Annotated in this window: 16 protein-coding genes and 2 tRNA genes; 9 read left to right on the top strand and 9 right to left on the bottom strand. The window is 39.6% G+C overall.

The window, feature by feature from the left end:
- From ACFSQ3_RS13035 to ACFSQ3_RS13025, 3 genes are all read left to right on the top strand, one after another.
- A complete protein-coding gene (locus ACFSQ3_RS13035) occupies window positions 1–552 on the top strand; it encodes a hypothetical protein (RefSeq protein ID WP_380869988.1) in 552 nt (183 codons plus the stop codon).
- Between the two features lie 63 nt (window positions 553–615).
- A complete protein-coding gene (locus tag ACFSQ3_RS13030; RefSeq protein WP_380869987.1) occupies window positions 616–1,137 on the top strand; it encodes a hypothetical protein in 522 nt (173 codons plus the stop codon).
- 333 nt (window positions 1,138–1,470) lie between these two features.
- Window positions 1,471–1,845, top strand: coding sequence for a hypothetical protein (locus ACFSQ3_RS13025; RefSeq protein WP_380869986.1), 375 nt, complete (start codon window positions 1,471–1,473; stop codon window positions 1,843–1,845).
- A gap of 243 nt (window positions 1,846–2,088) precedes the next feature.
- Here ACFSQ3_RS13025 and ACFSQ3_RS13020 read toward each other — a convergent pair whose 3' ends face one another.
- Together ACFSQ3_RS13020 and ACFSQ3_RS13015 are read right to left on the bottom strand one after the other, a co-directional pair.
- The gene (locus tag ACFSQ3_RS13020) at window positions 2,089–3,129 is read right to left on the bottom strand and encodes a phage integrase SAM-like domain-containing protein (RefSeq protein ID WP_380869985.1); all 1,041 of its coding nucleotides are present in this window, start codon (window positions 3,127–3,129) and stop codon (window positions 2,089–2,091) included.
- Between the two features lie 340 nt (window positions 3,130–3,469).
- Window positions 3,470–3,546: transfer RNA gene (locus ACFSQ3_RS13015), tRNA-Arg, on the bottom strand.
- Between the two features lie 258 nt (window positions 3,547–3,804).
- On the opposite strand from ACFSQ3_RS13015, the gene ACFSQ3_RS13010 reads away from it, so the two are divergent.
- Window positions 3,805–3,889, top strand: a tRNA-Ser gene (locus ACFSQ3_RS13010).
- Window positions 3,890–3,992: 103 nt separating this feature from the next.
- On the opposite strand, the gene ACFSQ3_RS13005 is transcribed toward ACFSQ3_RS13010, so the two are convergent.
- Window positions 3,993–4,406 carry a hypothetical protein gene (locus ACFSQ3_RS13005; protein ID WP_380869984.1) on the bottom strand — a complete coding sequence of 138 codons (414 nt, stop codon included), beginning with the start codon at window positions 4,404–4,406 and terminating at the stop codon, window positions 3,993–3,995.
- Window positions 4,407–4,637: 231 nt separating this feature from the next.
- Between ACFSQ3_RS13005 and ACFSQ3_RS13000 the strand changes: the two genes are divergently transcribed.
- A complete protein-coding gene (locus ACFSQ3_RS13000; RefSeq protein WP_380869983.1) occupies window positions 4,638–5,258 on the top strand; it encodes a hypothetical protein in 621 nt (206 codons plus the stop codon).
- 840 nt (window positions 5,259–6,098) lie between these two features.
- On the opposite strand, the gene ACFSQ3_RS12995 is transcribed toward ACFSQ3_RS13000, so the two are convergent.
- Window positions 6,099–6,740, bottom strand: a complete 642-nt coding sequence (locus ACFSQ3_RS12995) for a hypothetical protein (protein ID WP_380869982.1) — start codon at window positions 6,738–6,740, stop codon at window positions 6,099–6,101.
- On the bottom strand, window positions 6,733–6,903 hold the full coding sequence (locus ACFSQ3_RS12990) for a hypothetical protein (RefSeq protein ID WP_380869981.1): 171 nt from the start codon (window positions 6,901–6,903) through the stop codon (window positions 6,733–6,735). Before ACFSQ3_RS12990 ends, ACFSQ3_RS12995 begins: the two co-directional genes overlap by 8 nt.
- Window positions 6,904–7,522: 619 nt before the next feature.
- Between ACFSQ3_RS12990 and ACFSQ3_RS12985 the strand changes: the two genes are divergently transcribed.
- Both ACFSQ3_RS12985 and ACFSQ3_RS12980 read left to right on the top strand, forming a co-directional pair.
- Window positions 7,523–10,741: a SusC/RagA family TonB-linked outer membrane protein gene (locus ACFSQ3_RS12985; protein WP_380869980.1), complete on the top strand. Its 3,219-nt coding sequence runs from the start codon at window positions 7,523–7,525 to the stop codon at window positions 10,739–10,741.
- A gap of 12 nt (window positions 10,742–10,753) precedes the next feature.
- Entirely contained in the window at window positions 10,754–12,271 is a 1,518-nt protein-coding gene (locus tag ACFSQ3_RS12980) for a RagB/SusD family nutrient uptake outer membrane protein (protein WP_380869979.1), read from the top strand.
- A gap of 148 nt (window positions 12,272–12,419) precedes the next feature.
- Here ACFSQ3_RS12980 and ACFSQ3_RS12975 read toward each other — a convergent pair whose 3' ends face one another.
- Together ACFSQ3_RS12975 and ACFSQ3_RS12970 are read right to left on the bottom strand one after the other, a co-directional pair.
- The gene (locus tag ACFSQ3_RS12975; protein WP_380869978.1) at window positions 12,420–15,806 is read right to left on the bottom strand and encodes a family 16 glycoside hydrolase; all 3,387 of its coding nucleotides are present in this window, start codon (window positions 15,804–15,806) and stop codon (window positions 12,420–12,422) included.
- Window positions 15,807–15,816: 10 nt separating this feature from the next.
- Entirely contained in the window at window positions 15,817–17,085 is a 1,269-nt protein-coding gene (locus ACFSQ3_RS12970) for a Gfo/Idh/MocA family oxidoreductase (protein ID WP_380869977.1), read from the bottom strand.
- A gap of 228 nt (window positions 17,086–17,313) precedes the next feature.
- Between ACFSQ3_RS12970 and ACFSQ3_RS12965 the strand changes: the two genes are divergently transcribed.
- Window positions 17,314–17,943 (top strand): hypothetical protein, encoded by a 630-nt coding sequence (locus ACFSQ3_RS12965; RefSeq protein WP_380869976.1) that lies wholly within the window; start codon window positions 17,314–17,316, stop codon window positions 17,941–17,943.
- A gap of 69 nt (window positions 17,944–18,012) precedes the next feature.
- Complete coding sequence (locus ACFSQ3_RS12960; protein ID WP_380869975.1) at window positions 18,013–18,507, top strand: GNAT family N-acetyltransferase; 495 nt, start codon at window positions 18,013–18,015, stop codon at window positions 18,505–18,507.
- Between the two features lie 122 nt (window positions 18,508–18,629).
- On the opposite strand, the gene ACFSQ3_RS12955 is transcribed toward ACFSQ3_RS12960, so the two are convergent.
- Both ACFSQ3_RS12955 and lon read right to left on the bottom strand, forming a co-directional pair.
- Entirely contained in the window at window positions 18,630–20,138 is a 1,509-nt protein-coding gene (locus ACFSQ3_RS12955) for a cryptochrome/photolyase family protein (protein WP_380869974.1), read from the bottom strand.
- A 209-nt stretch (window positions 20,139–20,347) separates the two neighbouring features.
- Entirely contained in the window at window positions 20,348–22,822 is a 2,475-nt protein-coding gene (gene lon, locus ACFSQ3_RS12950; protein WP_380870038.1) for an endopeptidase La, read from the bottom strand.
- Between the last annotated feature and the right edge of the window lie 194 nt (window positions 22,823–23,016).

Genomic DNA, 23,016 nt, shown 5'->3' with positions numbered 1-23,016 from the left:
ATGGGATATTTCTTTTTATGGATAATACTTTCAGTTGTCATAGGCGCAATAGGCAGCGACAGGAAGATCGGTTTTTTCGGAGCCTTTACTGTATCTCTTTTATTATCTCCGCTCATAGGAGGTATAATAGCACTTGCTTCAAAGCGAAGATCTACTGAAAAATTTGAGAGGGAGCTACTCGATAGTGCTAATAGAAAGGATTCGGGAGATTATGTCGATAGGCTATACAAATTAAACTCGCTAAGAGAGTCTGGCGCTATCGACAAGCGGACGTTCGATCTTGAAAATGATAAAATTCAAAGCAGCATACCGCGTACGGTTTACGTGTATGACAGCTTGAATAGGGGGTATTATGTTTTTGCAGAAGGAATGCCACAGAAAGCTTTGACAACTTGGTCGAGAGATCAGGCGGTTAAAATCGAAGCTCCAAGTAGCGTCTTTAGTTTAAAGTTATCAAAAAAAAGTTTTTTCGCGCTTGAATTATCTCGTGTTATTTACACGAAAGACTTTGATGAAGGATTAGTTGACTTGGCTAAAATTGTTGAGGATTAATATTGAATTATTATGACGAAAATGTTTCTATTACTATGTCTAACTTTATTTTCATTCAAAGTTTTGAGTCAAAAGGCCGATTTTTTAGGGGTTAATTTTGGCTCGTCTCAATCGGAAATAATCAGCGCAATGAAAAGTATGGGGCACCGAAAGTATGCGAAGAACACACTTGGAGTAGCCTATAAAAATATATTGTTTGCTGACAAACCTTCAGAAATACAGTTTTATATACAAGATAATTCGATGAATAAGGGTACATCGACTGTTTACGGTTTAGGTGATGATTTCATCAATTATTTTACAGGATTGAGAAATAGCTTAATGGAAAAGTATGGAGTGCCGGGGCAATATTTAGGTTTGGTTGATCTTATACCATCCAAAACTGATTACAAACTTAAAGATGATAGAATTCCATTGCACTGGATGGATCCAAAAGAATATATTTTGTTCTGGGAGCAAGAAGGTTTGCGTATCAGTCTTTCCTATAATGGATCAAAAACCGTGTGTATCACTTACACTAAACTAAAATCTAATATATTAAATCCGATTAAAACCGATTACATTATAGATACATCTAACCTTTGATGTTTTGTTACAATTCCATTTATAGTAGGAGCTCGAATATTTACAATCGGTAATTTCTGACTAAACGCTAAATCTTCTGTTAGTTTAATCAAATATGTGATTTTATTGGGAATGTATTGCAGAGGTATAAATCGTTTAACCTTGAGTATTAATATTCCTTTTAAAGTTTTAAAAAACAGTATGATCGATTGCGTATTATCCAGATATCTGATAGCGTACGGAAATATAAGGATTAAGTAAAAATATATTTAAATACTTATAAATATATATACAACATATATATAAAATATTTTAAATTGCGGGGCGCAGATAATAAATACGCATTTTAAGTCAATGAGTTTCGAAGATAAAGAGTATTTAAAATTAGGATCTAAATCAATAAAAGGTCACGTGAGGGCTGTGAGCTTTGAAGAGGGTGACTTCATAATATTTTATATTCCCTCGTTAAACCTTTCCTCCTATGGTCGAACAGATGAAGAGGCGGAGTTGATGATGAAAGATTCTGTCCTACCTGACTTTGGTCATGCATTGATGACTAAGCCTAAAGCATTAGTGTTTAGAGAACTGAAAAAACTAGGTTGGGAAAGAAATCGTCTTTTTGAGAAAGATCTTAGTAAGAAAGCTCATATTGATAAAGAGGGCATACTTCGTGAATTTGAATTGGACGAGGATACTGTTATTAGTGAAAAAGAATTTGAACTGGTATAGTTTATGGGTAATAATCGACCCGTAAAAGTAAAGTGCTGGGAAAAGTTTTTAGTTTCGCTAGGTTGTACAAAAAAGAGAATAAAATCATCCCACCATCATTGGGACTGCCCTGGTTGCTTACGAAACATCGTTTTACAAGGAGCTGAGAAAGAAATACCGCCTTTTCACATTAGAACAAATCTTAAGTCTCTAGAGATATCAACTGACGAGTTTTATAAGTGGGCAGAGAAGAATTGCTAATGTCTAAATAATCTTGCTTAGAACACCTTCCTGTACCTCGTCAATAATTGACCAATCTCTAGCGGCGTAACGATTTATTACTTTTGATTCATCGAAGTGGTTTAACGCTGATTCGACCATATTGTGATTGAACTTACAAATATTAACGGCTATCGATGCGAACGAATCCCGAGCATTGTAGAAAGTAAAGCCTGATCCTTTCATACCGCTACTAAGAGCTTGTTTAAAACCTTCGTGATTAGCGAATCTCCTGTGCAAAAATGCTACGTTATATGTTTCTAATAGGGAGATTGCTACATCTGGTACATTAACACTTATGAAAGCGTTGTCTGATCGTCTGCCAGCGGTCTTTGCTCTTTCATATTCTAAGCGTCCATCTTTAATAATATACTTCCCATCATACATGTCCTTAGCGTTCATTCCGCACAAATAGAATGATAACATAAATATGTCTCTCGCCAATGCCTTGCGGCCATCCAGCTGCGCATCTCGGAACGCGATAATCTTCTGGACAATATCTTTATCCATATCTTTACGCTTCATCTTGTACTTAGGCATCTTATAGTACTTGAATGGTTCGGATGTGATAACGGTATTTCGTTCGCTGTTGTATGCCTCTTTACACTTGTTGTGGATGTTTCGTATAGCTTCCATTACCTTGAATACGCCCGGATCATCCAGCGATGATTTAACGATGTGTTCTGCTTTTCCATGGTTTGACCTAGTAATTGTTTTTTCTTTCCTCAGATGTGCTTCAAATTCCTTTAGGAATACAGAGTCAACATCGTTGGCATTGACTGTTTTTATAAAGTCCGTAAGGTGGTTAAGAGGAGATCGTAAAGTTCGGTGTGTACCCACCTTTCCGTCGGCTAACAGTCTTTCCAAATATTCGCGATAGAACCGGATAAAGTCTACATATCCCGAATGCTCAACCGTATTTAGCATCGTCTTTAAATCTTCGACGTCCAACATCGCTAATCGAGGACCTATCTCGCCGATCTTCCGGCGGTACTCCGCAAGTTCAGCATTTACCTTGTCTAGCACCTGAGTATCTTTGATTGAAAAGTCGTAAGAGTCAGATCCTCGCTTTTTTGTTTTTTTAACCTGTGATGTAACGAGGAAGATAGAAGAGGAGAGGTGCTTCTTCGTTCTATTGTGTATCAAAAGATATTTGACACCATAGGTTGAATCATATTTTTTGAATGATAGATAGTAATTGATTGTAGCCATGTGGAACTTTTGCGGAACATTTACGGAACAAATATCGCAAAGTTATCCTCAAAACAGGTAACAAAGTTTTACCAAATGTTCCGTAAAACGAGCGTGTAAACCATAAAAAAAGCCCTTAATCTATTAAAAAAGGGCTTTTAAACATGTTTTGAAGTGGTACGCCAAAAGGGATTCGAACCCCTGACCGACGGTTTAGAAAACCGTTGCTCTATCCAACTGAGCTATTGGCGCATCCTTATTGTGGAGCAAAAGTAGCTATTTGCGCGATTTTTCCAAAATAATTTTGTCAAATAGTTTGCTGGATTTTTAAATCTTCGACATTTTTCTAACAAGGTGATAATTTTTTTTTAGGGTAAGTTTGATCAAGAAGGATTCTATGCTATTGCTTATCAGATGTTTGCTTAATCGCATTTAAAACGGCTTATTGATAGATTCAGATATTTTGAAATTAAATTTTGTGAATCTGATCAGAATTTCTACTTTTGTCGCGGAGAGTTGGCAGAGTGGTCGAATGCGGCAGTCTTGAAAACTGTTGACTGTCACAGGTCCGGGGGTTCGAATCCCTCACTCTCCGCGGAAAAATCCTTCATCGAAAGATGAGGGATTTTTTGCGTTAAACTCATAAGCTTAGAAATACGTCTGCTTGTCGTGTGGGAAAGTTTTCAAACACTAATTCGCTATTTGACCTGCCAAAAAGCCTCTTGCCACCTTTCCAGCGAAACCGTTTCAAAATCTTCGGGATGAAATTCTACTTCAATCATCGTAAATCGATCGCCTTTCTCCATCATTAACATCAAAATCGTCGATAATTCATGCGACATTTTGTATAATCTCCGATTGGTTTTCTGCTTATCTTCTTTGTTTAGAAGATGTAACTGAATATCTGAACCATAATTTGCTGCGGTTTCTTCAAAACGCGCCACTACATCTTTAATATTCATAATGCTTGTGGGCACTTCATTGACAATAATTTCGAAAGGAGCGATGTCCGTTTCGGGGTGGATAGCCTCATAATTCGTGGCAAACATACCTTCCTGTTCTTTCTCTGCTTTAATATTATATTGATATTCTTTTGGTAGGAATGGTTCCAAACGAATGCTTTGAGCAGAACAAAATGTTATTCCGAAGTGTAAAATACCAATAAGAATTGTAGATTTTAAGTAAGTATTCGAATCAAAAATCACTTTTGTGGTCATTAGTCTTCAGTAATTTACGAAAATTGTTCCAAAATGAATTATGCAATTACCTTCATCTCATTCGCTTGAGACGGATTGCATCTTTGTAATTTGTATATTTGAGCCACATTTTTAAATATTCATCATATGAATAAGCAAATCGTTTCGTTAGCATCTGGAATATTATTGCTTAGTAGTTGTGGTCAAATCAAATCCGAGGAACAGCGTCCGTTGGAAGATAGTACAATCATAGAAACAGATTTAGATACCGCTACGAATCTTCAGGCTTACGCTAAAGATCGCAAATCATCATCCGATATAACCGCAAAACTGCCAAAATGGGTTTCCGATTCGAAGGCGATTGCTAGTTTGATTTCGGAAAATAAATACCAAATTGAAGACCGACTGAACGCATTGTTTTTGGAGGAAGACTTCAATGGAGATGGAACAAAAGATATCGCTCTTGCGATTGTAGAAACGAAAACCAACAAGAAAGGGTTTGTTGTAATCCATGGAAAGACTTTCGAGGTTTTTGTATTAGGAGCAGGAACAATTTTTAAAGATGCACTAGACGATAATCAGGATTACATCGACGTTTGGAAGATCAATCGTTTGCGGGAAAATGAACCCGGAATAACCGAAGAAGGTGAAGTTCTTAAACCGTTAATATTGGATAATCCATCGATAGAAATCGAAGCTTCCGAGGTGGGAGGTGGTCAGATTTATTGGGATGGAAAAGAATACGCTTACTTTCATCAAACATGTTAGTGTTTTTGAGAAGTTGAAATTATAACATTTCTCCTTTTATAAAGCTTGAAAGCAAAATCCGTTTCATATTCGGAATCATTGTCCCAAGGAACGACCTGCGTCGTAAGTCCATTCTTCCAGATTTCGTAGGATCGAGATTGCAATCTTTCCTCCCTCAATTGTCCTTCGCTCAGAAAACGACCAAGTTGGTTGGGCGCAATTTCATCGCGATTAATTCTTCTGCTGAACTACTTAGCACGTGGTCAGGATTGTTAACGAAATAACTTTACCCCTGCGTTTTCGGATTCGGTAAATTTTCCAAATCCCGTTGAAAACCAAATGTATGTATGCAAGCAAGATTAAAAAATATTAAAAGAATAAACTTTTTTAAAGGCGATGGTATTAGTTGAATTATCTGATATTTAGGAAAATTTTTTAAGGATTGGGTACTAATCACTAAATTTATAGATGCAGATTAAAATGTCCGTATTTTAATACACATCTTATCGTAACCAAATCGTTTATTCATAAAGCCGGAGAAATGAAAAGTGATGTTTTATTTGCAGAGGATAGCCGCTTGCCTAAATCATTTTTACTTGTTTTCTCTCTACTATTTGTTGCGTTGCTATTTGCTATCTGGAGTGATGAATCATTCAACACATCAACGATCCGTTATAAATAGCCTTCCGTCCCCTCATAATGATAAGACAGGATGGTGCCATCTGCATACCGGATTTCGCCAATGCGAAATACCCAGCCATTATATCAGGATGCGAAAATCGGTGATAGGTGTGTGTATCGTCGCCTAAACGAACAACCCACGTGCGTTCGTCGGGACGGTAACAGCATGAAAGATGTTATTTATTTGCTCTTGCTAAATCGTCTCTCAAATTCCTCCTTCGTTGCTATATAAGTCCAGTACATTTCTGCGCTATAACTGTATTGTTCTGGCTTGATATCCACATTGTACACTTTGTTTTCGTTTATATCTTCCCATGTTAGCGGCTTTTCAGCACCTCTCACACCAAATACTAAGTAAGGATGTTCCTTTGTGCCATTAGTTGGATTTAAATACTCTTCTCTATTAATTAATAGTATTAAGGAGTCCTGCTCTTCAATTGTTCTAAAATATTCATGTGCCTTTAAATCGAGCCAAGGAACAATCATAATTAATTTAAAAAATTTCTTAGAATTTAGATCTTGATCAATCTTGTAGCACTCCGCGACGCGTTCGCTAGCATCTTTTCTACCTGTTGCAGCATATTTTATTGTGTGTAAAACTTCTAAGTAGTTGTTATAACTATTTGCCTCATTGCTTTGGTTGAGATTAGCCATACGAACCGGCATTTCAATAAAACCTGTAGAATATGTTTCTGAAAGAGGTTGGAAGTTATTTCTGTGCCTCGACAAATCAATAACCCTCATACCTAACGGTATAATCAATAACCCGCCAATTAACATTCCAATAACGGAAAATAGCCCTCTAGTATTAGCTTTACCCATTGTTTGATATTACATTTATAACGCCAGCGTTTTCAATTTTTACATCATTTAACCTTCTTCTAACAGCTTGGAGATAACCTACCTCCGTCACATTCGAATCTCTCTCTACAATAAAGTTTACTAACGCAGCAGTATAAATTTCCTTTTTGTTAATCGGCTCCATGTTCTCTCAATGATAAATAGCGCGACTGATCAAGTCACACGACTGCTCAAAAGATTGATGTTCAAACACTATAAATCCCCAGCAAACAATCTAAAGGATAATATTTTTCATATTTCAGTGTATTTTATTTAATAATTCTCATTCCAAAATGTGTTTATTGCTTATCAGACGATAATAGAATTTTAAAACGGTATTAGTGTAAAACTAATATAGAATAATAAATTAATAATGTTAGTGCTAATAAAAAAATTAAAAAGCTAATTAACAGATCTTTAAAATCATAAAATGAATGGGTAACCAATTGATAAATAGAAACGGATAAAGATCAACAATCCGTTGCTTTGCTTTTTGACAAAATAAGTAAATAAATACTACACGGAACAACGTTTTATACTAAAAACTGTCCTGCTCCAACCTGTTCTGTTATGGTGGAGAGCAGGATGGATGTTTTATTTAGTGCATTTAATTTGGCGGTTAGGTTATAAAAAATAGTCATAACCTAGAAGTATATGATATGACATTTATGTAATACAAATTGACATTTTGTTAAACGGAAAACATAAGGAATTGCAACTAAAGAAAAAAGCTAACCTAAATAAATAACCTAAAATGAAGAAAAATGAAGAAAAATCTGATGTCTGGAGTTATTAACGCAACTCCAAGAAAGTGTTACTTTCGTCGCGTGGCCAAAACCGCGGCTCTTTTAGCACTATTGGGATTTGTAAATTTCAACGGCGCCGTTAGTGCTGAAAATTACTATTCGACGCGCTTGAAACTTAAAAACCTAATTCAACCTGTACAACCTGTTCGGATTACAGGACGAGTAACCGACCAGTCTGGATCACCTATTTCTGGTGTTTCAGTGATGCTAAAAGGACTTACTACAGGCACATCCACGAATGAAGATGGACGCTATACATTGGAAGTAAATGATGCCAAAGGTATTTTGACATTCTCGTATGTAGGTTATCTGACTAAGGAAACAACGATCGGGGAGGTACGAGAAATCAACGTTGTTCTTGAAACGGGCAATCAAGATATGGATGAGGTAGTCGTTGTGGGGTACGGTCGGGTTCAGAAAAAAGATTTAACTGGATCGGTAAGTTCCGTTTCCTCGACTCAAGTAAAAGATATCCCAGTTGCTTCTATAGAACAAAAGTTAATCGGTCAGGTACCGGGATTGCAAATTAGTTCACCGAGCGGTATGCCGGGAAGTGGAGGAAACGTTAAAATTAGAGGCACTGGTTCGGTGACTTCTGGAAACAGCCCATTATACGTGGTCGATGGATTTGCCATTACTAATACTGGAGGACAGCAATATAATCCGTTGAACTCCATTAGTCCAGACGATATAGAGTCGGTATCTGTATTGAAAGATGCATCATCGACAGCTATTTATGGTTCGAGAGGATCGAACGGCGTTATCATGATTACGACTAAGCGCGGAAAAACGGGTCCACCGGTAGTAAGTTTGAATACATATGGCGGCTTGCAAGCGGTGCCGATGAAAGGTCGTCCTCAAGTATTGAATGGTACTGAGTATGCACAGTTTCGCAAAGATTTGATTATTGACCAATTCGCAGCAAGAGGTGAAACTGCTACGGATGCGGACATTCCGGAAGCATTTAGAGATCCAGCTCAATATGGCATAGGAACAGATTGGTATGATGCGGTGTTGCGCGTTGCTCCTCAAAGTAATGTGGATGTAAGCATACGCGGAGGTTCCGAGTCAACAAGGTATAGCGCGTCATTAGGAAGGCTGGAGCAAAAAGGAACAATCAGATATACCGATTATACACGTTATTCCATGAACTTCAATTTGGAGTCAAACATTACCGATAAATTCAAATTAGGTATGGGTTTGATGCCGACGGCTGGAGTTCAGAATCGTAATTCGTTTGAGGTCGGAAGTCGTGACGTGTTAACCAGAACATTGTGGCTGAGCCCAATCGTTCCAATTACAGACGCCAATGGAGAAAGAACGCGTTTTATTACTTCGCCGGGTGCGATTGGAGCAGGAAATCCGTTAAATACATTGGAGTTTGCCGGTACAGAAGCCAAGTATTTGAGAGCATTAGCTACCGCTTTTTTGGAGTATGAAATTTTGAACGGATTAAAAGCTAAATATGCATTTAACTACGATTACATCAACAATAGTTCCTTTGCCTTTTCGCCGTCATTTGTAATCGGTGAAACATCTAATCAAAACCCAAATCCATCGATTCCTTCGTCGTCAACCGCTCAAAATACAACAGGAAATTGGCTTTCGGAACTTACCTTGACGTATGACAAGACGTTTGGTACTGATCATAGAATTAATGCAGTAGCTGGATACACTGCACAGGAAGAAAAGTACAATGGATACGGCTTTGGCGCTACGAATTATCCAGACAACTTAATTGAAACGATTAATGCTTCAACCTTGTTGAATGGAGCAAGTGCAGGTGTCGAAAAATGGTCTTTGCTATCGTATCTAGCTCGCGTAAATTATACGTTGAAAGATAAGTATTTGTTTACAGCGACATTTAGGATGGATGGATCTTCCAGATTTGGTATAAACAATAAATATGGATCGTTCCCTTCTGGAGCGTTTGCTTGGCGTGCCTCAGAGGAAGATTTCTTGAAAGATATTACTTGGTTGACTGATTTGAAATTGCGTGCTAGTTACGGTAGAACGGGTAATTTCAATATTGGTAACTATCAATATGCCTCCAATGTTGGTTCTTCTAATTATGCTTTCGGAAATACATTGGCAAACGGAAGGGTAACTTCCAGTTTGGCTAACCAAGATTTGACTTGGGAGAAAGCCAGTGAATTTGATGCAGGTGTAGATATCAGCATATTCAATTCTAGATTGAATTTAGTTGCCGATTACTATAATCGGGTTACGAGTTCATTGCTACTAAACACCGAGCTTCCGTTTGCTTCTGGTTTTGGCACGGCGATGATCAACTCCGGTAAAGTGCAAAATAGAGGTTTTGAATTTGCAGTAACTTCTCAAAATTTAGTCGGTGATTTTACTTGGAGCACCTCAGCAAATATCAGTTTTAACCGAAATAAAGTTTTGGAGTTGAACCCGGCTACCGGAAATGCACCGATATATAGCGGACGCAGTGGCGAGGGTTATTTTACACATAAAACGGAAGTAGGTAAGCCAATCGGACAATTTTTTGGTTATGTGTTCGACGGTTTGTACAGAAGTCAGCAAGAGTTAGATACGCAGCCTACAGCGACTAGTTCGGTAGTTGGTTCTGTACGATATTTGGATATTGACGGCAACGGAATTATTGAACCTGTAAAAGATTTTACGGTAATTGGTAATGCAAATCCTGACTTTACCTATGGTTTAACGAATACATTTGGATACAAGAGATTTGATCTGAATGTTATTTTAGTGGGCAGTCATGGCGGAGAATTGATGAAAACCGGTAATGAATTCCTAACCAATACCGACGGCGTATTTAATGTGGATCGTAAAGTGCTTGATAGATGGCGTTCACCAGAAAATCCTGGAGACGGCAAAACGCCAACAACGGTAGGTGCTAGAACATTGTATCGCGACGTAAGTACGTTGTGGATTGAAGATGCTAGTTTTCTTCGTGTACAAAACATCGCTTTCGGATATAATTTCGATTCGAAAATTTTCGGATCATCTAGTCTGCTAAAATCTTTTAGATTGTACGGAAGCATTCAAAATCTAGCCACATTTACTAAATACAGTGGCGCCAACCCAGAAGCAGGTACGAACGACGGTTTCTCTGCCTTAACACCGGGTCGCGATTTTACTGCTTATCCAATGCCAAGAGTATTTACTGCAGGTATCAATTTAACCTTCTAAGATTAGACAATCATGAAAAGAAAGATATTATTTATGGGATTTAACTCACTGTTATCATCCTTATTATTTATCGGCTGTGGTAAGGGATTTTTGGAACAGCCGCCAGAAGCTAATTTAACCGATAAAAACTATTGGCAAACAGAATCAGACATCAAGCAAGGTGTTAATGGTGCGTACAGCTCGCTTCGAGGATTAGGAACATTTAGCTTCTGGTTATTTGGTGAGATGCGTTCTGATAATACTACCTTCCAATATAATGCTCCTCAGCGCGGACAAATCAATAGAGAAGAGGTCGATCAGTTTTTAGTAAATTCGGCAAATACGCTACTTCAAGATTTTTGGCGTGATAGCTATTCTTCGATTTTCCGATGTAATGATGTGTTGATGCACATCGATAATGTAGCCCTTACAGAAGCGGTCAAAAATCAGTCGATTGGCGAAGTAAAATTCTTGCGTGCTTACCATTATTTCAACCTTGTTCGTCAATTCGGCGGCGTGCCACTTCGAATAGAGGCGACTCGTTCTCCGGAAAGCGCGGGTTCTGAAGGAAGAGCTAGTGTAGAAGCAATCTACCAGCAAATTATTGCAGATTTAAATGACGCGGCAACCAATCTTCCTTTAGCTTCTACCTACGGATCGGCAGATAAAGGACGCATTTCTAAAGGTGCGGCGTATGCGTTGTTGGGTAAAGTATATCTTACCTTGACTCGTTATGAAGAGGCGTTGACGGCACTTAGGCAAGTGAATGGATATACGTTGTTGAGCAATTACGGCGATATTTTCAAGCCGGAAAATAAGAATAATTCAGAGTCTGTTTTCGAAATTCAATATTATGCGACTACCGGAACGAATTTGTCGAGCAATTTCATGTATTGGTTTGCACCTTTTGATTCTGGAAATATTGTTACTCAAGATCCTACCACCAATTTAAATTATAATAGTGGCTGGAATACGCCCACTCAAGATATCATAAACGCGTATGAAAGTGGCGATTTGCGTAAAGATGTTTCTCTAGCAGAAGGTTTTACAAATAGTACGGGTTTCGTTGCTGCTCCATATGTCAAAAAGTTTAATCACGGTTTTGTATTGCCTGGGCAAACGAACGTGAACTTCCCAGTAATCCGCTATGCAGATGTTTTGTTGATGATTGCTGAATGTTTGAACGAAGCTGGTTTTGTGCCTGAAGGAGAGGCGTTTACTTTGTTGAACCAAGTGCGTACTCGCGCTGGTCTTCCTTCGAAAACATCAAGCAACGCGATTACTGCTTTGCGTGTCGATTCTCAAGAGGCATTTCGTCAAGCAATCGCTCAAGAACGTCAAATTGAGTTGGCTTTTGAGAATCACAGATGGTATGATTTAGTTCGCACGAAGCAAGCTGTTACTGTGATGAACGCACATGGACAACGTGAGGTCGCACAAAACCCAAGTATTTTCCCAAATGGTGCTTATCGGGTAACCGAAAATAAATTATTATTACCGATTCCAGAACGTGAAATATTGCTAGATAATTTGGAGCAGAATCCAATGTAATGATAGCGATACTCGGCAATCTGATAATTGGCGTCGTTATTTGATGCTACAAGCTTTGATAAGCCAATTGCTAAGTGTTATAAATACATAAAAGTAAAAAGGAGCACCATTTGGTGCTCCTTTTTACTTTTTAATATACTACCGACGATTACAGTTTCTTTATCCGAATATTTCTAAAAAACACTTCGGAATCGTGACCCAAAAAACCAATATGTCCGCTTTTGCGGGATAATCCGGGGTGATCTTTTCCGTCTAAAGTGCCGTTTTTTGAAGCTTCAGTTAAATTGCCATCTAAAATAACTGTTCCGTTCAAAGTTACTTTTACGTGGTCGCCTTGCACCCGGATTTCTTGGCTATTCCATTCACCGGCCGACTTTAACGCTTCACGTTTGGCAGCCATCACACCGTATGCTGAGCCATGATATTGATGTTTTTCCAAATTCTTGTAAACATCAGCATCGTTGTCCAAAATCTGAATTTCGGTTCCTACGTAAGCAGCATCACCTTCCAGCGGTGCGCGAATGCCCACACCATTATTGGCGCCGGGTGTCAATTTGAAATCAAAGCGATAAACAAAATCGCTAAATGTCTCCTGGGTAAACAAATTCTTCCCGAATTTAGCATTTGGATTAGCGCGTAGATGACCTTGTGGAGTAATTTCATAAGCAGTAGATTCGGTCCATTTATCCAAATTTGAACCATCGAAAAGCATCTCAAATCCATCTTGCTGTTCGTCCGCAGACAGTTCGAAGATTTGCTTGTTACCCAATTCTTTGATAAAAATATCTCTGTACCATACTTTTGAACCATGTGCTTGCAATTCAATTTGCTCCGATGGGAATATAGGCTGGTCGCGATCCCAATAATTTTCCAATACCGTACTATCTACCACTAATTGTCCATTTAGCCAAACCGACACATGCTCGCCAATCATTCGTATTTTAAACGTATTCCATTCGCCAAGTGCGTTGTCGGCAACCTTTAAGGGATTGCTTGGGTTGGTTTTGTTGTTGTACAATCCACCAGAACCGACCTGTGCACCAACATTCGTACGTGATATATCCCAAATTTGAACCTGAGGAGTTCCGCGTAGGTAAATGCCAGCATCAGGCTCTTCACCATTCGGATCTAACTTCCAGTCTACCAACATTTCAAAATCACCGTAATGTTTTTCGGTAACGATATTGTCGCCTTTTCCTCCAAAAACAAGTGTACCATTTTCAACGCTCCAATTGGTCCGCATAGCCTGCTCCGCTTTCGCCTGTGCGTTTACCAACTCTGCGTGCGACATTGTTTTTCTTTTAATGGGATCAGCAACTAAGCCTTTCCAACCACTCAAATCTTGGTCATTGAATAACGCAACAAAACCTTCGTTATTGGTGATTTTTTCCAAATGACGTTCCAATGCAGCTTGCAAATACGCACCTTCATCTTTCGTCATATTAGCCATTGCTTTCTGCAAAACATTGCTCACAATTGCACCCGTATATTCAGGATGATCTAAAGCAATATTGATCGTGGAACTATTTGCTTGACGTTTTAGCGAAGCATCGTCTAAAAATTTAGCGCAGAATAGGAAGGCTTGAAACGTGCCCGCATTTTGTAAAGCTTGCAAAACTTGCTGCTTCTGCTTGGTGTCTTGCGCTAACACGAACACATCTTTCAGGTGCAACGTTTTTTGCTCGGGAGTGATAGCACTTTTACTGATTTGTTTTATCAATCCATCCACCACAATAGATAAGTTTTCTCCTTTTTCGCTACGCGACAAGGTGATGAGTTCTGGCAGTGCATCTTCGGTCGACCAATTAGATAACGCATTTATTGCCGCCGTTTTTGTGCTTGAATTGTCTAAATATGATTTCGCGATGAATAGCGTGCTTTTCTCCCCAATCCCAGCTAATACAGGAAGTAATTTAGCCGATTTTTTATCGTCCGATTTTTCGAGTTCAGCTTTGATTTTACCAAGAGTTTGCGCATTACCTGAACCTGCAGCGCTAATTAATGCTTTTTGTAAATAAGGCAAGTTTTCCGAATCCGTTTCATCCAACAAACTGATCAAGGTTTCGATATCCTGATTAGCTACTAACTTTGATAAGGTTTGATAAGCCTGTTTTTTAACCTGCGTATCCGGTGATCTTAACAACGGAGAAACTGCGGTAAAAGATTTCTCGTTCGAACGTTCCAAAAGAAAAGCCAACAATACGATTTGCGTTTGTGCTTCGCTATCTGCTAATGATTCGTTTACGATATTTGTGATATTGCTTTCTTTTGAGCTTAATAATACGCGTTTTATCAAAACTTTTTCTTCCGAACCCGCTTTAGCAATTTCTTGAATTAAATCTTTTGCTACCGATTTATTTGTAGTAGAAGATAGTAATCGCAATGCGGCAATGCGAGGTCGACTTTCTTTAATATGCGGTAAGATTTTCTCCACCTCATTCACATATTTTCCGTCCTTTTGTTCAGTCCAAAAGTTAAAAACACTTTCTTGCGTTTCGTTGGATGCGTTTGGAAGATTTTGTATTAACCTTTGCCAATCTTTTTTCGAACCGTATTTTTCTAATAGTTTCAACGCAATCTGACGATAGTTCGCATGCTCGGATTTCGTTGCTTCAAGCAATTGACGGTTCGTCTTTTTTACATCAATTTCTGCTAACAAACCGAGGGCGCGACCTCGCAAAGCAACGTTTTCGGATGTTATTGGTGTTTTTAGTAAAGCTTCAACGATTTCCAAAGCTTGCTTTTTATCGCCTGAAGCGAAGCGATTTTCGGCGTAATCGAGGCTTATCGAACTAGCGTTTGTTGCTTCGTACGCGAAAGCAATCTCATTCGATTTATCCAACATGAATGGGCCAGATTTCTTTCCTGAGATACGACCTAACGCGTGAAATGCATTACGTTGGTGCGCTGCATTTGTATATCTCTCCAAACTGTTCAATATGGCCATTTCCGCACCTTGCGCCTTTAATTCCCCCAAAGCAGTGACGACTGCTGCCGATTGCTTTTCGGACGAACTATTTTCCAAGGCGGACAGTAGAACATCAATCGATTCCTGTCCACCAATCGCGCTAAGCGCGATTGCGGCATCGCTTACCAACTCGTCATTCGACAAATAGGAAGCCATAATAGGAATAGCATCTTCACTGCCCACCTTCTTTAAAAGTTCCAAAACAAATGCTTTAGAATTGCGGCTTTTCATAGCTTCTATAGCTTGACACAAACCGTCCACATATACCTCCCGCATTTTTCGTTTGTCGGACTGCATAGCATAATAAGCGTAAGAATTTAACGCGTAGGTGAGTGGAGCGGTGTTCTTTGGGTTTTGTTCTAATGATAAAGCCAATTCCTTGACATCTTTGGCATCGAATTGTTCCAATTCCTGCATGGCCTCCGAGAAGGAATTACTATTTTCTGCAGGTTGTTTGGCTAATAAATCGGCAATTTTCGTAGCCGTTGATCGATTGGCTGACAGCTGAGCGTTTGCCGTAGATTGACAAAGTGCTAACGCAACCAACGTATATAGAATCTTTTTCATGGTTTCTTTCTTAAATGGTCCACGGACCGCGCATAGGTTGGTTAATCAATCGGTTTGCTGCAGCATCATTCACAAATTCTTGTTTCTCCGAATCGAAATGCAAGGTTCTATTCAATCGAAGCGCTGCCAATCCTAAATTAACCAGCGTTGAAGAGAAATAACCATTTTCCTCGTTGAGTGCAAACTTTTGTCGCGTTCGGCAAGAAACTAGGAAATCATCGATTTGGGGTGCAGGATCTGGAAATTGAGAAAGTTTACGATCTAAATCGGGAATATCCGATACGAAGCCTTTGAAAAGTTTCCCGTTCGGACCTTCCAAATAGGGTTTTCCAACTTCGGTTCCGGCTCCATCTAACACGATCTGACATCCGTCTGCGTACGTATACGTAATTTTACGCCAAGTGCCGACGGCATCAAAATGTTGCTGCGGTGCATCTACTTCTACTTTTACCGGGCTTTCATTATCCTTGCCCAAAAAATATTGAACTGGATCTAAGTAATGTTGTCCCATGTCGCCCAATCCACCACCGTCATAGTCCCAATAACCGCGGAACGTAGTATGCACGCGATGTGTGCTGTAAGGCTTGTACGGCGCGGGCCCTAACCACATGTCGTAATCCAATTCTTCGGGAACCTTTTCCTCTGGAAGATGCTCATTGCCCACCCAATAAAATTTCCAGTCGAACCCGGTATGCTTGCTGATGGTTACCTTCAGTGGCCAACCTAACATTTCGCTGTCAACTAGTTTTTTAATTTTTTTGACTGGAACCTGCATGCCGTAGAAATTCAAATCATAACGAAACCAGGTATTTAAGCGCAGCATATTTCCGTGTTGTGCGACGGCTTCTTTAAGGCGTTTTCCTTCACCAATTGTTCGCGTCATAGGTTTTTCACACCAAATGTCTTTACCCGATCGTGCTGCTTCAACTGCCATGATTCCGTGCCAATGTGGCGGCGTAGCAATGTGTACGATGTCCACTTGCGGGTCTTGGATGAGCTCTCTAAAATCATCGTATTCCGTAGCGCGTTCTTTCAATTGCTTTTGTGCTATCGCCAAATGGCGCTTGTCCACATCGCAAATTGCCACCGTGCGTGTACCTGCATAATCAAAATGTCCGCGCCCCATGGAACCCACCCCAATAACGCCTTTGGTCAATTGATCGCTTGGCGCCAAATAGCCATTTCCACCGAGCACATGTCGAGGAACGATTGCAAAGGCTGCTGCGCTCACTAGTGCTTTTTTGATGAAATCTCTTCTGATAAGTTTATTTGATGTCATGTGTTAGATGTTTTCGAGTCTAAAGTTGACTCGTTGATTAGTAGAGTGGCAAATGATTCGTACTCCGAAGTTTAAGGTACAAAATTTATTGAGAAAGGAGAACGACTATTCAATAAAAAGCAACTGCGAAAATAAACTTGGTTCAAAAATGTTTAAGCTGTTAACGTACGTTAAATAGCTTTACGACAGTGTATTATCCAATATATTAGTTCCTGTAATGAATTATGTATGACTTGTTTCCAATTATTAATTCTTAAAAAGAAGGCTGCTATTTCTTTGATCGCATTTGGTGGTTTCCTTATGCCCGGAAATTGTGCAAATTTTACAGAGCGTGTTTGTCTGGATAAAATGCTTGATCATTTCGCCTTGAGGGAGATCAAAAAGCACATCGTTGCGGCCGATACAGTTATTTTAGAAGAAATTAAGGTTCGCGGAAGAAAGATAAATCCTGATTCCTTGCAAGTACATGATTATTTTGAAAAGATGCGACCGAAGAAGCAACCGGCTTGGCGAAGTGTTTTCATGGATAAATCCAATTCTTCCGTGGCGAATGTAATTCCAAATCGAGCCAGCAGCACGTCGTCGTTGATTTCGGTTGATCTACTTTCGGTGTTCAGGTTATTGAAAAAGAAGGATGCGGTAGATCCGCAACTAGCGAAACGTTTGGAAGAAAAGGAGCAATTTATTGATCAGCATTTTGATACGGTCTTGGTGAAACAGGTAACCAAACTTACGGGTGATTCTTTGATCAATTTTTCCAGAGATTATCGTCCGTTGCCGGAGGAGCTTGATGATTTGTCGACGTATGCATTAATAAAGTACATTAAAGATCGATGTCGATTATATCGGGGTTATTAAATTCGTTTCGATCGCTTAAATCGATATATTTGAATTTAGCGTACGAATACCTTAACCTTGTTTTGACTGATGACCGACCATTCTATCCAATTAAAAAAATATCATCCGGACGATTTTGCTGATTACATGTTGATGGTAAGCGATTATAATGTGATGCAATATATCACGGAAAGGGCTTTGAGCGAAAAGGAAGCACGACAGAAGTTTGATGAGATTTTGGAGATTAATGCTATGCAGGGTTCACTTGGATATTTTAGGGCTTCGCTTTCGGATGGACAGTATATTGGCGATTGCAAATTGGAACGTTATAGTAAAGATGATCGTCAATTGGAAATTGGTTATATCATTAAAGAAGCATTTTGGGGCAAAGGTTTAGCCACCAAACTTTGCGCGATGATGTTGGATTTGGCGCATGATATAGCACCAAATGATCATATTATTGGCATAATCGACCCGGCAAACTCGGCGTCAAAACACATTTTGGAAAAGTTTGGATTTATAAGCTTTTTTGTCGGAATGGAAGATGATTTGCCAACAGAAAAATTGATTTTAGAGAAGCAATAAATTGCGAGCTTAGCATTAAAAATAAATCTTCACATACGCTCGTACATGGAGGTGTGCAGTCAGATTTTATTGTGATCGTTATGTCTATTCAACGTAACTACTTGAGGCTGCAAGCGGCAATATTAGGAAGTTAGAGCAGTAAGCTGCCTTAGAAAGCTACTCGCATTATTCAAATGCTGTTCGCGTTTATCTTTGCTCATTTTGTCGAATGTACCAATAAGCATTCCTAAACGTGGATTTTTTGAAAGTACATCGCGATGCTGATGCATAAACCGCCAAAACAAGCCGTCCCATATTTCTTGCCATTCGCCTTTTTCCCAATCTCCCATTTTCAATAAATAATTGCTACCGGAGATGTAAGGTTTTGTTGTCATCAGGCCACCGTCGGCGTATTGCGTCATGCAATACGTATTGGGAACCATTACCCAATCGTAACTATCTACAAACATCTCCATGAACCATCGATATACATCGTCCGGATCGAATTCGCATAACAACATGAAGTTTCCCAACACCATCAATCGTTCGATATGATGACAATATCCATGTTTTAAAATGCGCTTAATCACCGTATCTATTGGAATAATTCCAGTTTCGCCTGTCCAAAATGTTGGTGGTATTTTTCGTTTGAAGTTCCAGAAATTTTTGGTACGCTGCTTCGTGCCTTCCCGTTCGTAAACCAAATGAATGAATTCTCGCCATCCCATAATTTGCCGAACAAATCCTTCCAAAGAATTAAGTGGAATTTCGTTTTCGCTGGCGTAATCTAATGCCTCATCCAAAATTTGCTGTGGATTTAGCAAGCCGATGTTCAACATCGGAGTCAAAACGGAATGATTAATGAAAGCTTCGTTGCTGACCATCGCATCTTCATAATCCCCAAATTTTGCGAAGCGATGCGCGAAGAAATCTTTCAGCCAACGCTTCGCTTCCGAATGCGTGGTTGGATAAAACGCAATGTCATCGTTCAGCATATCATCCGATGATCCATAATTTTTGGAATAATGTTTTTCTACCCATTTGATTGCATCATCGACAAACTGATTCCTCCCCAATTTGCCAAGGCTGGGAACTGTTTCCTTTTTGGGAAATCGTTTTCTATTCTCTTGATCGTACGACCATTTTCCGCCTAGCGGAGATTCATCATCTTCTAAGAGAATGTTACGTTTCGTTCGTTCGGCTGCATAGAAATCAGCCATAAAATACCGACGTTTTTTGTCGAAGAAATCGTGTGCTTTCGCGTCGTTTAGGAAGTTAGGCGTGTGGAATTCTTCGTGTGACAAACCGATTTTTTCGCACGTACTTATTATTCGTTTTTCCAACCAATTGTCGGATACATTCGCATAGAATACCGTTTCTACGCCTTCTGATTTAAGCTGTTTTAAAAGTTTTCGAATATCGCTGTTTGGTTGCGTCGCTTCTACATAGTGCACATCAAATCCTTTATCTTGCAGATGTTTCGAATAATATTGCATGCTCGCGCGGTGTAGAATCAACTTCTTTTTGTGAAAATTGTACTGATTGAAAAACAGCGTTTCTTCGATCAAATAAACCGGGCGCGATTTCTTTAGTGCAGGGTGTTTCTCAAACAATTGGTGCGGAAAAATTAAGGTAACGTGCGTATTATCCATGCTGATTAAACACGGAATTAGGTGTTTTGTTAAGTCATTGAGTAGTGAATTTGTTGAGGAGTTAATAAAGTTAATAAAGTTGATAGAGTTGAGCAGTGAGGATGCCATCCATTCCCGTCATCACGCGGAGAAGTTAGTAAAGACACTAAAAACGAAAAATCGGCTGCTCGAAGAGAGCAGCCGATTGTATTATTGGATGCGACAAATGATTACTTCGCGCTATCGTTTCCTTTGTAAGTTAAGTCTTTTGCATTTTTTACTTTCTCATCAAGCAGAGCCAATTGGATGACTTCTTTCATGTCTTTCACGTAATGAAATTTCATGTCCTTGATGTAATCCTCCTTAATTTCTAGTATATCCTTTTCATTGGATTTACAAAGAATGATGGTGTCAATATCAGAACGTTTCGCAGCAAGAATTTTTTCCTTAATACCGCCAACTGGAAGTACTTTTCCGCGCAAGGTAATTTCGCCGGTCATAGCCAGTTTGTTTTTGATCTTGCGTTGCGTGAATAGGGAAGTTAGCGCCGTCAACATCGTAACTCCGGCAGATGGACCATCTTTCGGTGTTGCACCTGCGGGAACGTGCACATTGACATCCCACTCGTCGAAAATGCGGTAATCGATGCCAAAATCTTCTGCATGCGAACGTAAATACGCCATCGCGATAGCAGCCGATTCTTTCATCACGTCACCCAAATTTCCGGTAAGGCTCAACTTGCCTTTTCCTCGGCTCAAACTCGACTCAATATATAGAATGTCGCCACCAACAGCCGTCCAAGCTAAACCTGTAACCACGCCGGCAATGCTGTTATCTTCGTAAATATCTTTATCGAAAATCGGCGCGCCCAAGATTTCCTCCACCTGCGCCGCGGAGATGCTCGGCTGATATGGTTTTTCCATCACTATTTTCGTCGCTACGCCACGAACGATGCTGCCGATCTTCTTTTCCAATCCACGAACACCCGATTCACGTGTGTATTCGTCAATGATTTTTTCAATCGTTTTTGAGTTTAGGGAAATATCTTTGGTTTTCAAACCGTGCATTTCCCTTTGCTTTGGCAACAAATGTTTCTTTCCAATTTCCACTTTCTCTTCGATCGTGTAACCGTTTACCTCGATAATTTCCATACGATCGAGTAGCGCAGGCTGAATACCGCTTAACGAATTCGCTGTCGCGATAAACATTACTTTCGATAAATCGTATTCCATCTCCACGTAGTGATCGTAGAAGTTGGTGTTTTGTTCCGGATCCAACACCTCCAAAAGTGCTGATGATGGATCGCCTTTGAAATCCGAACCAATTTTATCGATTTCATCCAATACGAAAACCGGATTGGACGATCCTGCTTTTTTCAAAGATTGAATAATGCGTCCCGGCATGGCGCCAATGTATGTTTTTCGGTGACCACGGATTTCCGCTTCGTCGCGAACACCGCCCAATGCCATACGTGTATATTTGCGACCTAAAGCGCGTGCAATCGATTTTCCTAACGAAGTTTTACCAACTCCCGGAGGGCCAACCAAACATAAAATCGGCGCTTTCATATCGTTTTTCAACTTCAATACCGCCAAATATTCGATGATACGTTGCTTTACTTTGTCTAAGCCGTAATGATCCTTATTCAAGATTTTTTCTGCGCGAGCCAGATCGAAGTTATCTTTCGAATAGCTGTGCCATGGAAGATCTAATAGCAATTCCAAATAGTTCAATTGCACCGAATAATCCGCGGCAGCGGGATTGATTCGTGCTAATTTTTCTACTTCTTTATCGAAATGCTTTCCAACTTCTTCTGGCCATTTTTTTGATTTCGCACGCGTACGCAAATCTTCAATTTCCAGATCCGGCGTATTTCCACCTAATTCCTCTTGAATGGTCTTCAATTGCTGATTCAAGAAATAATCGCGCTGTTGTTTGTCCAAATCCACCCGCACTTTGTTTTGGATTTGGTTCTTCAGCTCCAACATTTGAATTTCTGTCGTCAAATGCTCCAAAAGCAATTTTGCACGTTTCACAAAATCGACTTTCTCCAACAATTCCTGCTTATGATTTAGATCAAGCGACAAATTGGAAGAAATGAAATTAACTAAGAAAGTTGGGCTGTCAATATTTTTAATCGCAATACCGGCCTCGCTTGGCAAGTTTGGTGAAAGCTGAATAATTTGCTGCGCCAATTCTTTAATAGAAGAGATTAGCGCTTTAAATTCTTTGCTGCTGGTTTTCGGTTTTTCCTCATCATAGCGTTCCACTTGAGCCAACATGTATGGCTCCGTTTGTACTACAGCGTTGAGTTTAAAACGTTGTTTTCCCTGAATAATAACGGTCGTATTGCCATCCGGCATTTGCAACAACTTGATAATGTTTGCCACTGTTCCGATTGTGTTCAATTCTTCGAAAACGGGATCTTCCACGTGCATATCTTTTTGGGAAACAACACCGATAGTGCGGTCGCCTTTGTATGCTTCTTTGATCAGTTTAATGGATTTATCGCGTCCTACGGTAATTGGAATTACCACGCCCGGAAACAAAACGGTATTTCGCAATGGCAAAATCGGCAATACTTCCGGAATTTCGGCATTGCTCATTTCGTCCTCATCTTCCTGACTTAGAAGCGGAAAGAATTCGGTTTCCTCATTTATGATGGGTAGTACGTTATTAAAATCGAATGTATTGTCTTTGCTCATATAATGGATCGCGCGTGCTGACATCTTGTCTATGTCGAATTGCATCGAAATGCCGCTGCGGCTCTTTAAATAGTAAAATGCATTTGGTGCAACCTAAATGCCAAAGTCATTTTTGGTATTATTTATGCTTACACCCTCACTAATAACTGCAATAACGTCAGTTTTGTTCTGTCGAATGTCAGCCGAAATGACGG

This window comes from Sphingobacterium corticis (genome assembly GCF_042684745.1).
Classification (GTDB): domain Bacteria; phylum Bacteroidota; class Bacteroidia; order Sphingobacteriales; family Sphingobacteriaceae; genus Sphingobacterium; species Sphingobacterium corticis.
Note: the sequence above shows the minus strand (reverse complement) of the source record. Positions and strands in the feature narration are given on the sequence as shown.

Coding starts and splice junctions, on each gene's coding strand:
- lon (WP_380870038.1), bottom strand. CDS start 22,822: ATGAGCAAAGACAATACATTCGATTTTAATAACGTACTACCCATCATA.
- ACFSQ3_RS12955 (WP_380869974.1), bottom strand. CDS start 20,138: ATGGATAATACGCACGTTACCTTAATTTTTCCGCACCAATTGTTTGAG.
- ACFSQ3_RS12985 (WP_380869980.1), top strand. CDS start 7,523: ATGAAGAAAAATCTGATGTCTGGAGTTATTAACGCAACTCCAAGAAAG.
- ACFSQ3_RS12990 (WP_380869981.1), bottom strand. CDS start 6,903: ATGGAGCCGATTAACAAAAAGGAAATTTATACTGCTGCGTTAGTAAAC.
- ACFSQ3_RS12960 (WP_380869975.1), top strand. CDS start 18,013: ATGACCGACCATTCTATCCAATTAAAAAAATATCATCCGGACGATTTT.
- ACFSQ3_RS13035 (WP_380869988.1), top strand. CDS start 1: ATGGGATATTTCTTTTTATGGATAATACTTTCAGTTGTCATAGGCGCA.
- ACFSQ3_RS12965 (WP_380869976.1), top strand. CDS start 17,314: ATGACTTGTTTCCAATTATTAATTCTTAAAAAGAAGGCTGCTATTTCT.
- ACFSQ3_RS13025 (WP_380869986.1), top strand. CDS start 1,471: ATGAGTTTCGAAGATAAAGAGTATTTAAAATTAGGATCTAAATCAATA.
- ACFSQ3_RS12970 (WP_380869977.1), bottom strand. CDS start 17,085: ATGACATCAAATAAACTTATCAGAAGAGATTTCATCAAAAAAGCACTA.
- ACFSQ3_RS13000 (WP_380869983.1), top strand. CDS start 4,638: ATGAATAAGCAAATCGTTTCGTTAGCATCTGGAATATTATTGCTTAGT.
- ACFSQ3_RS12995 (WP_380869982.1), bottom strand. CDS start 6,740: ATGGGTAAAGCTAATACTAGAGGGCTATTTTCCGTTATTGGAATGTTA.
- ACFSQ3_RS12975 (WP_380869978.1), bottom strand. CDS start 15,806: ATGAAAAAGATTCTATATACGTTGGTTGCGTTAGCACTTTGTCAATCT.
- ACFSQ3_RS12980 (WP_380869979.1), top strand. CDS start 10,754: ATGAAAAGAAAGATATTATTTATGGGATTTAACTCACTGTTATCATCC.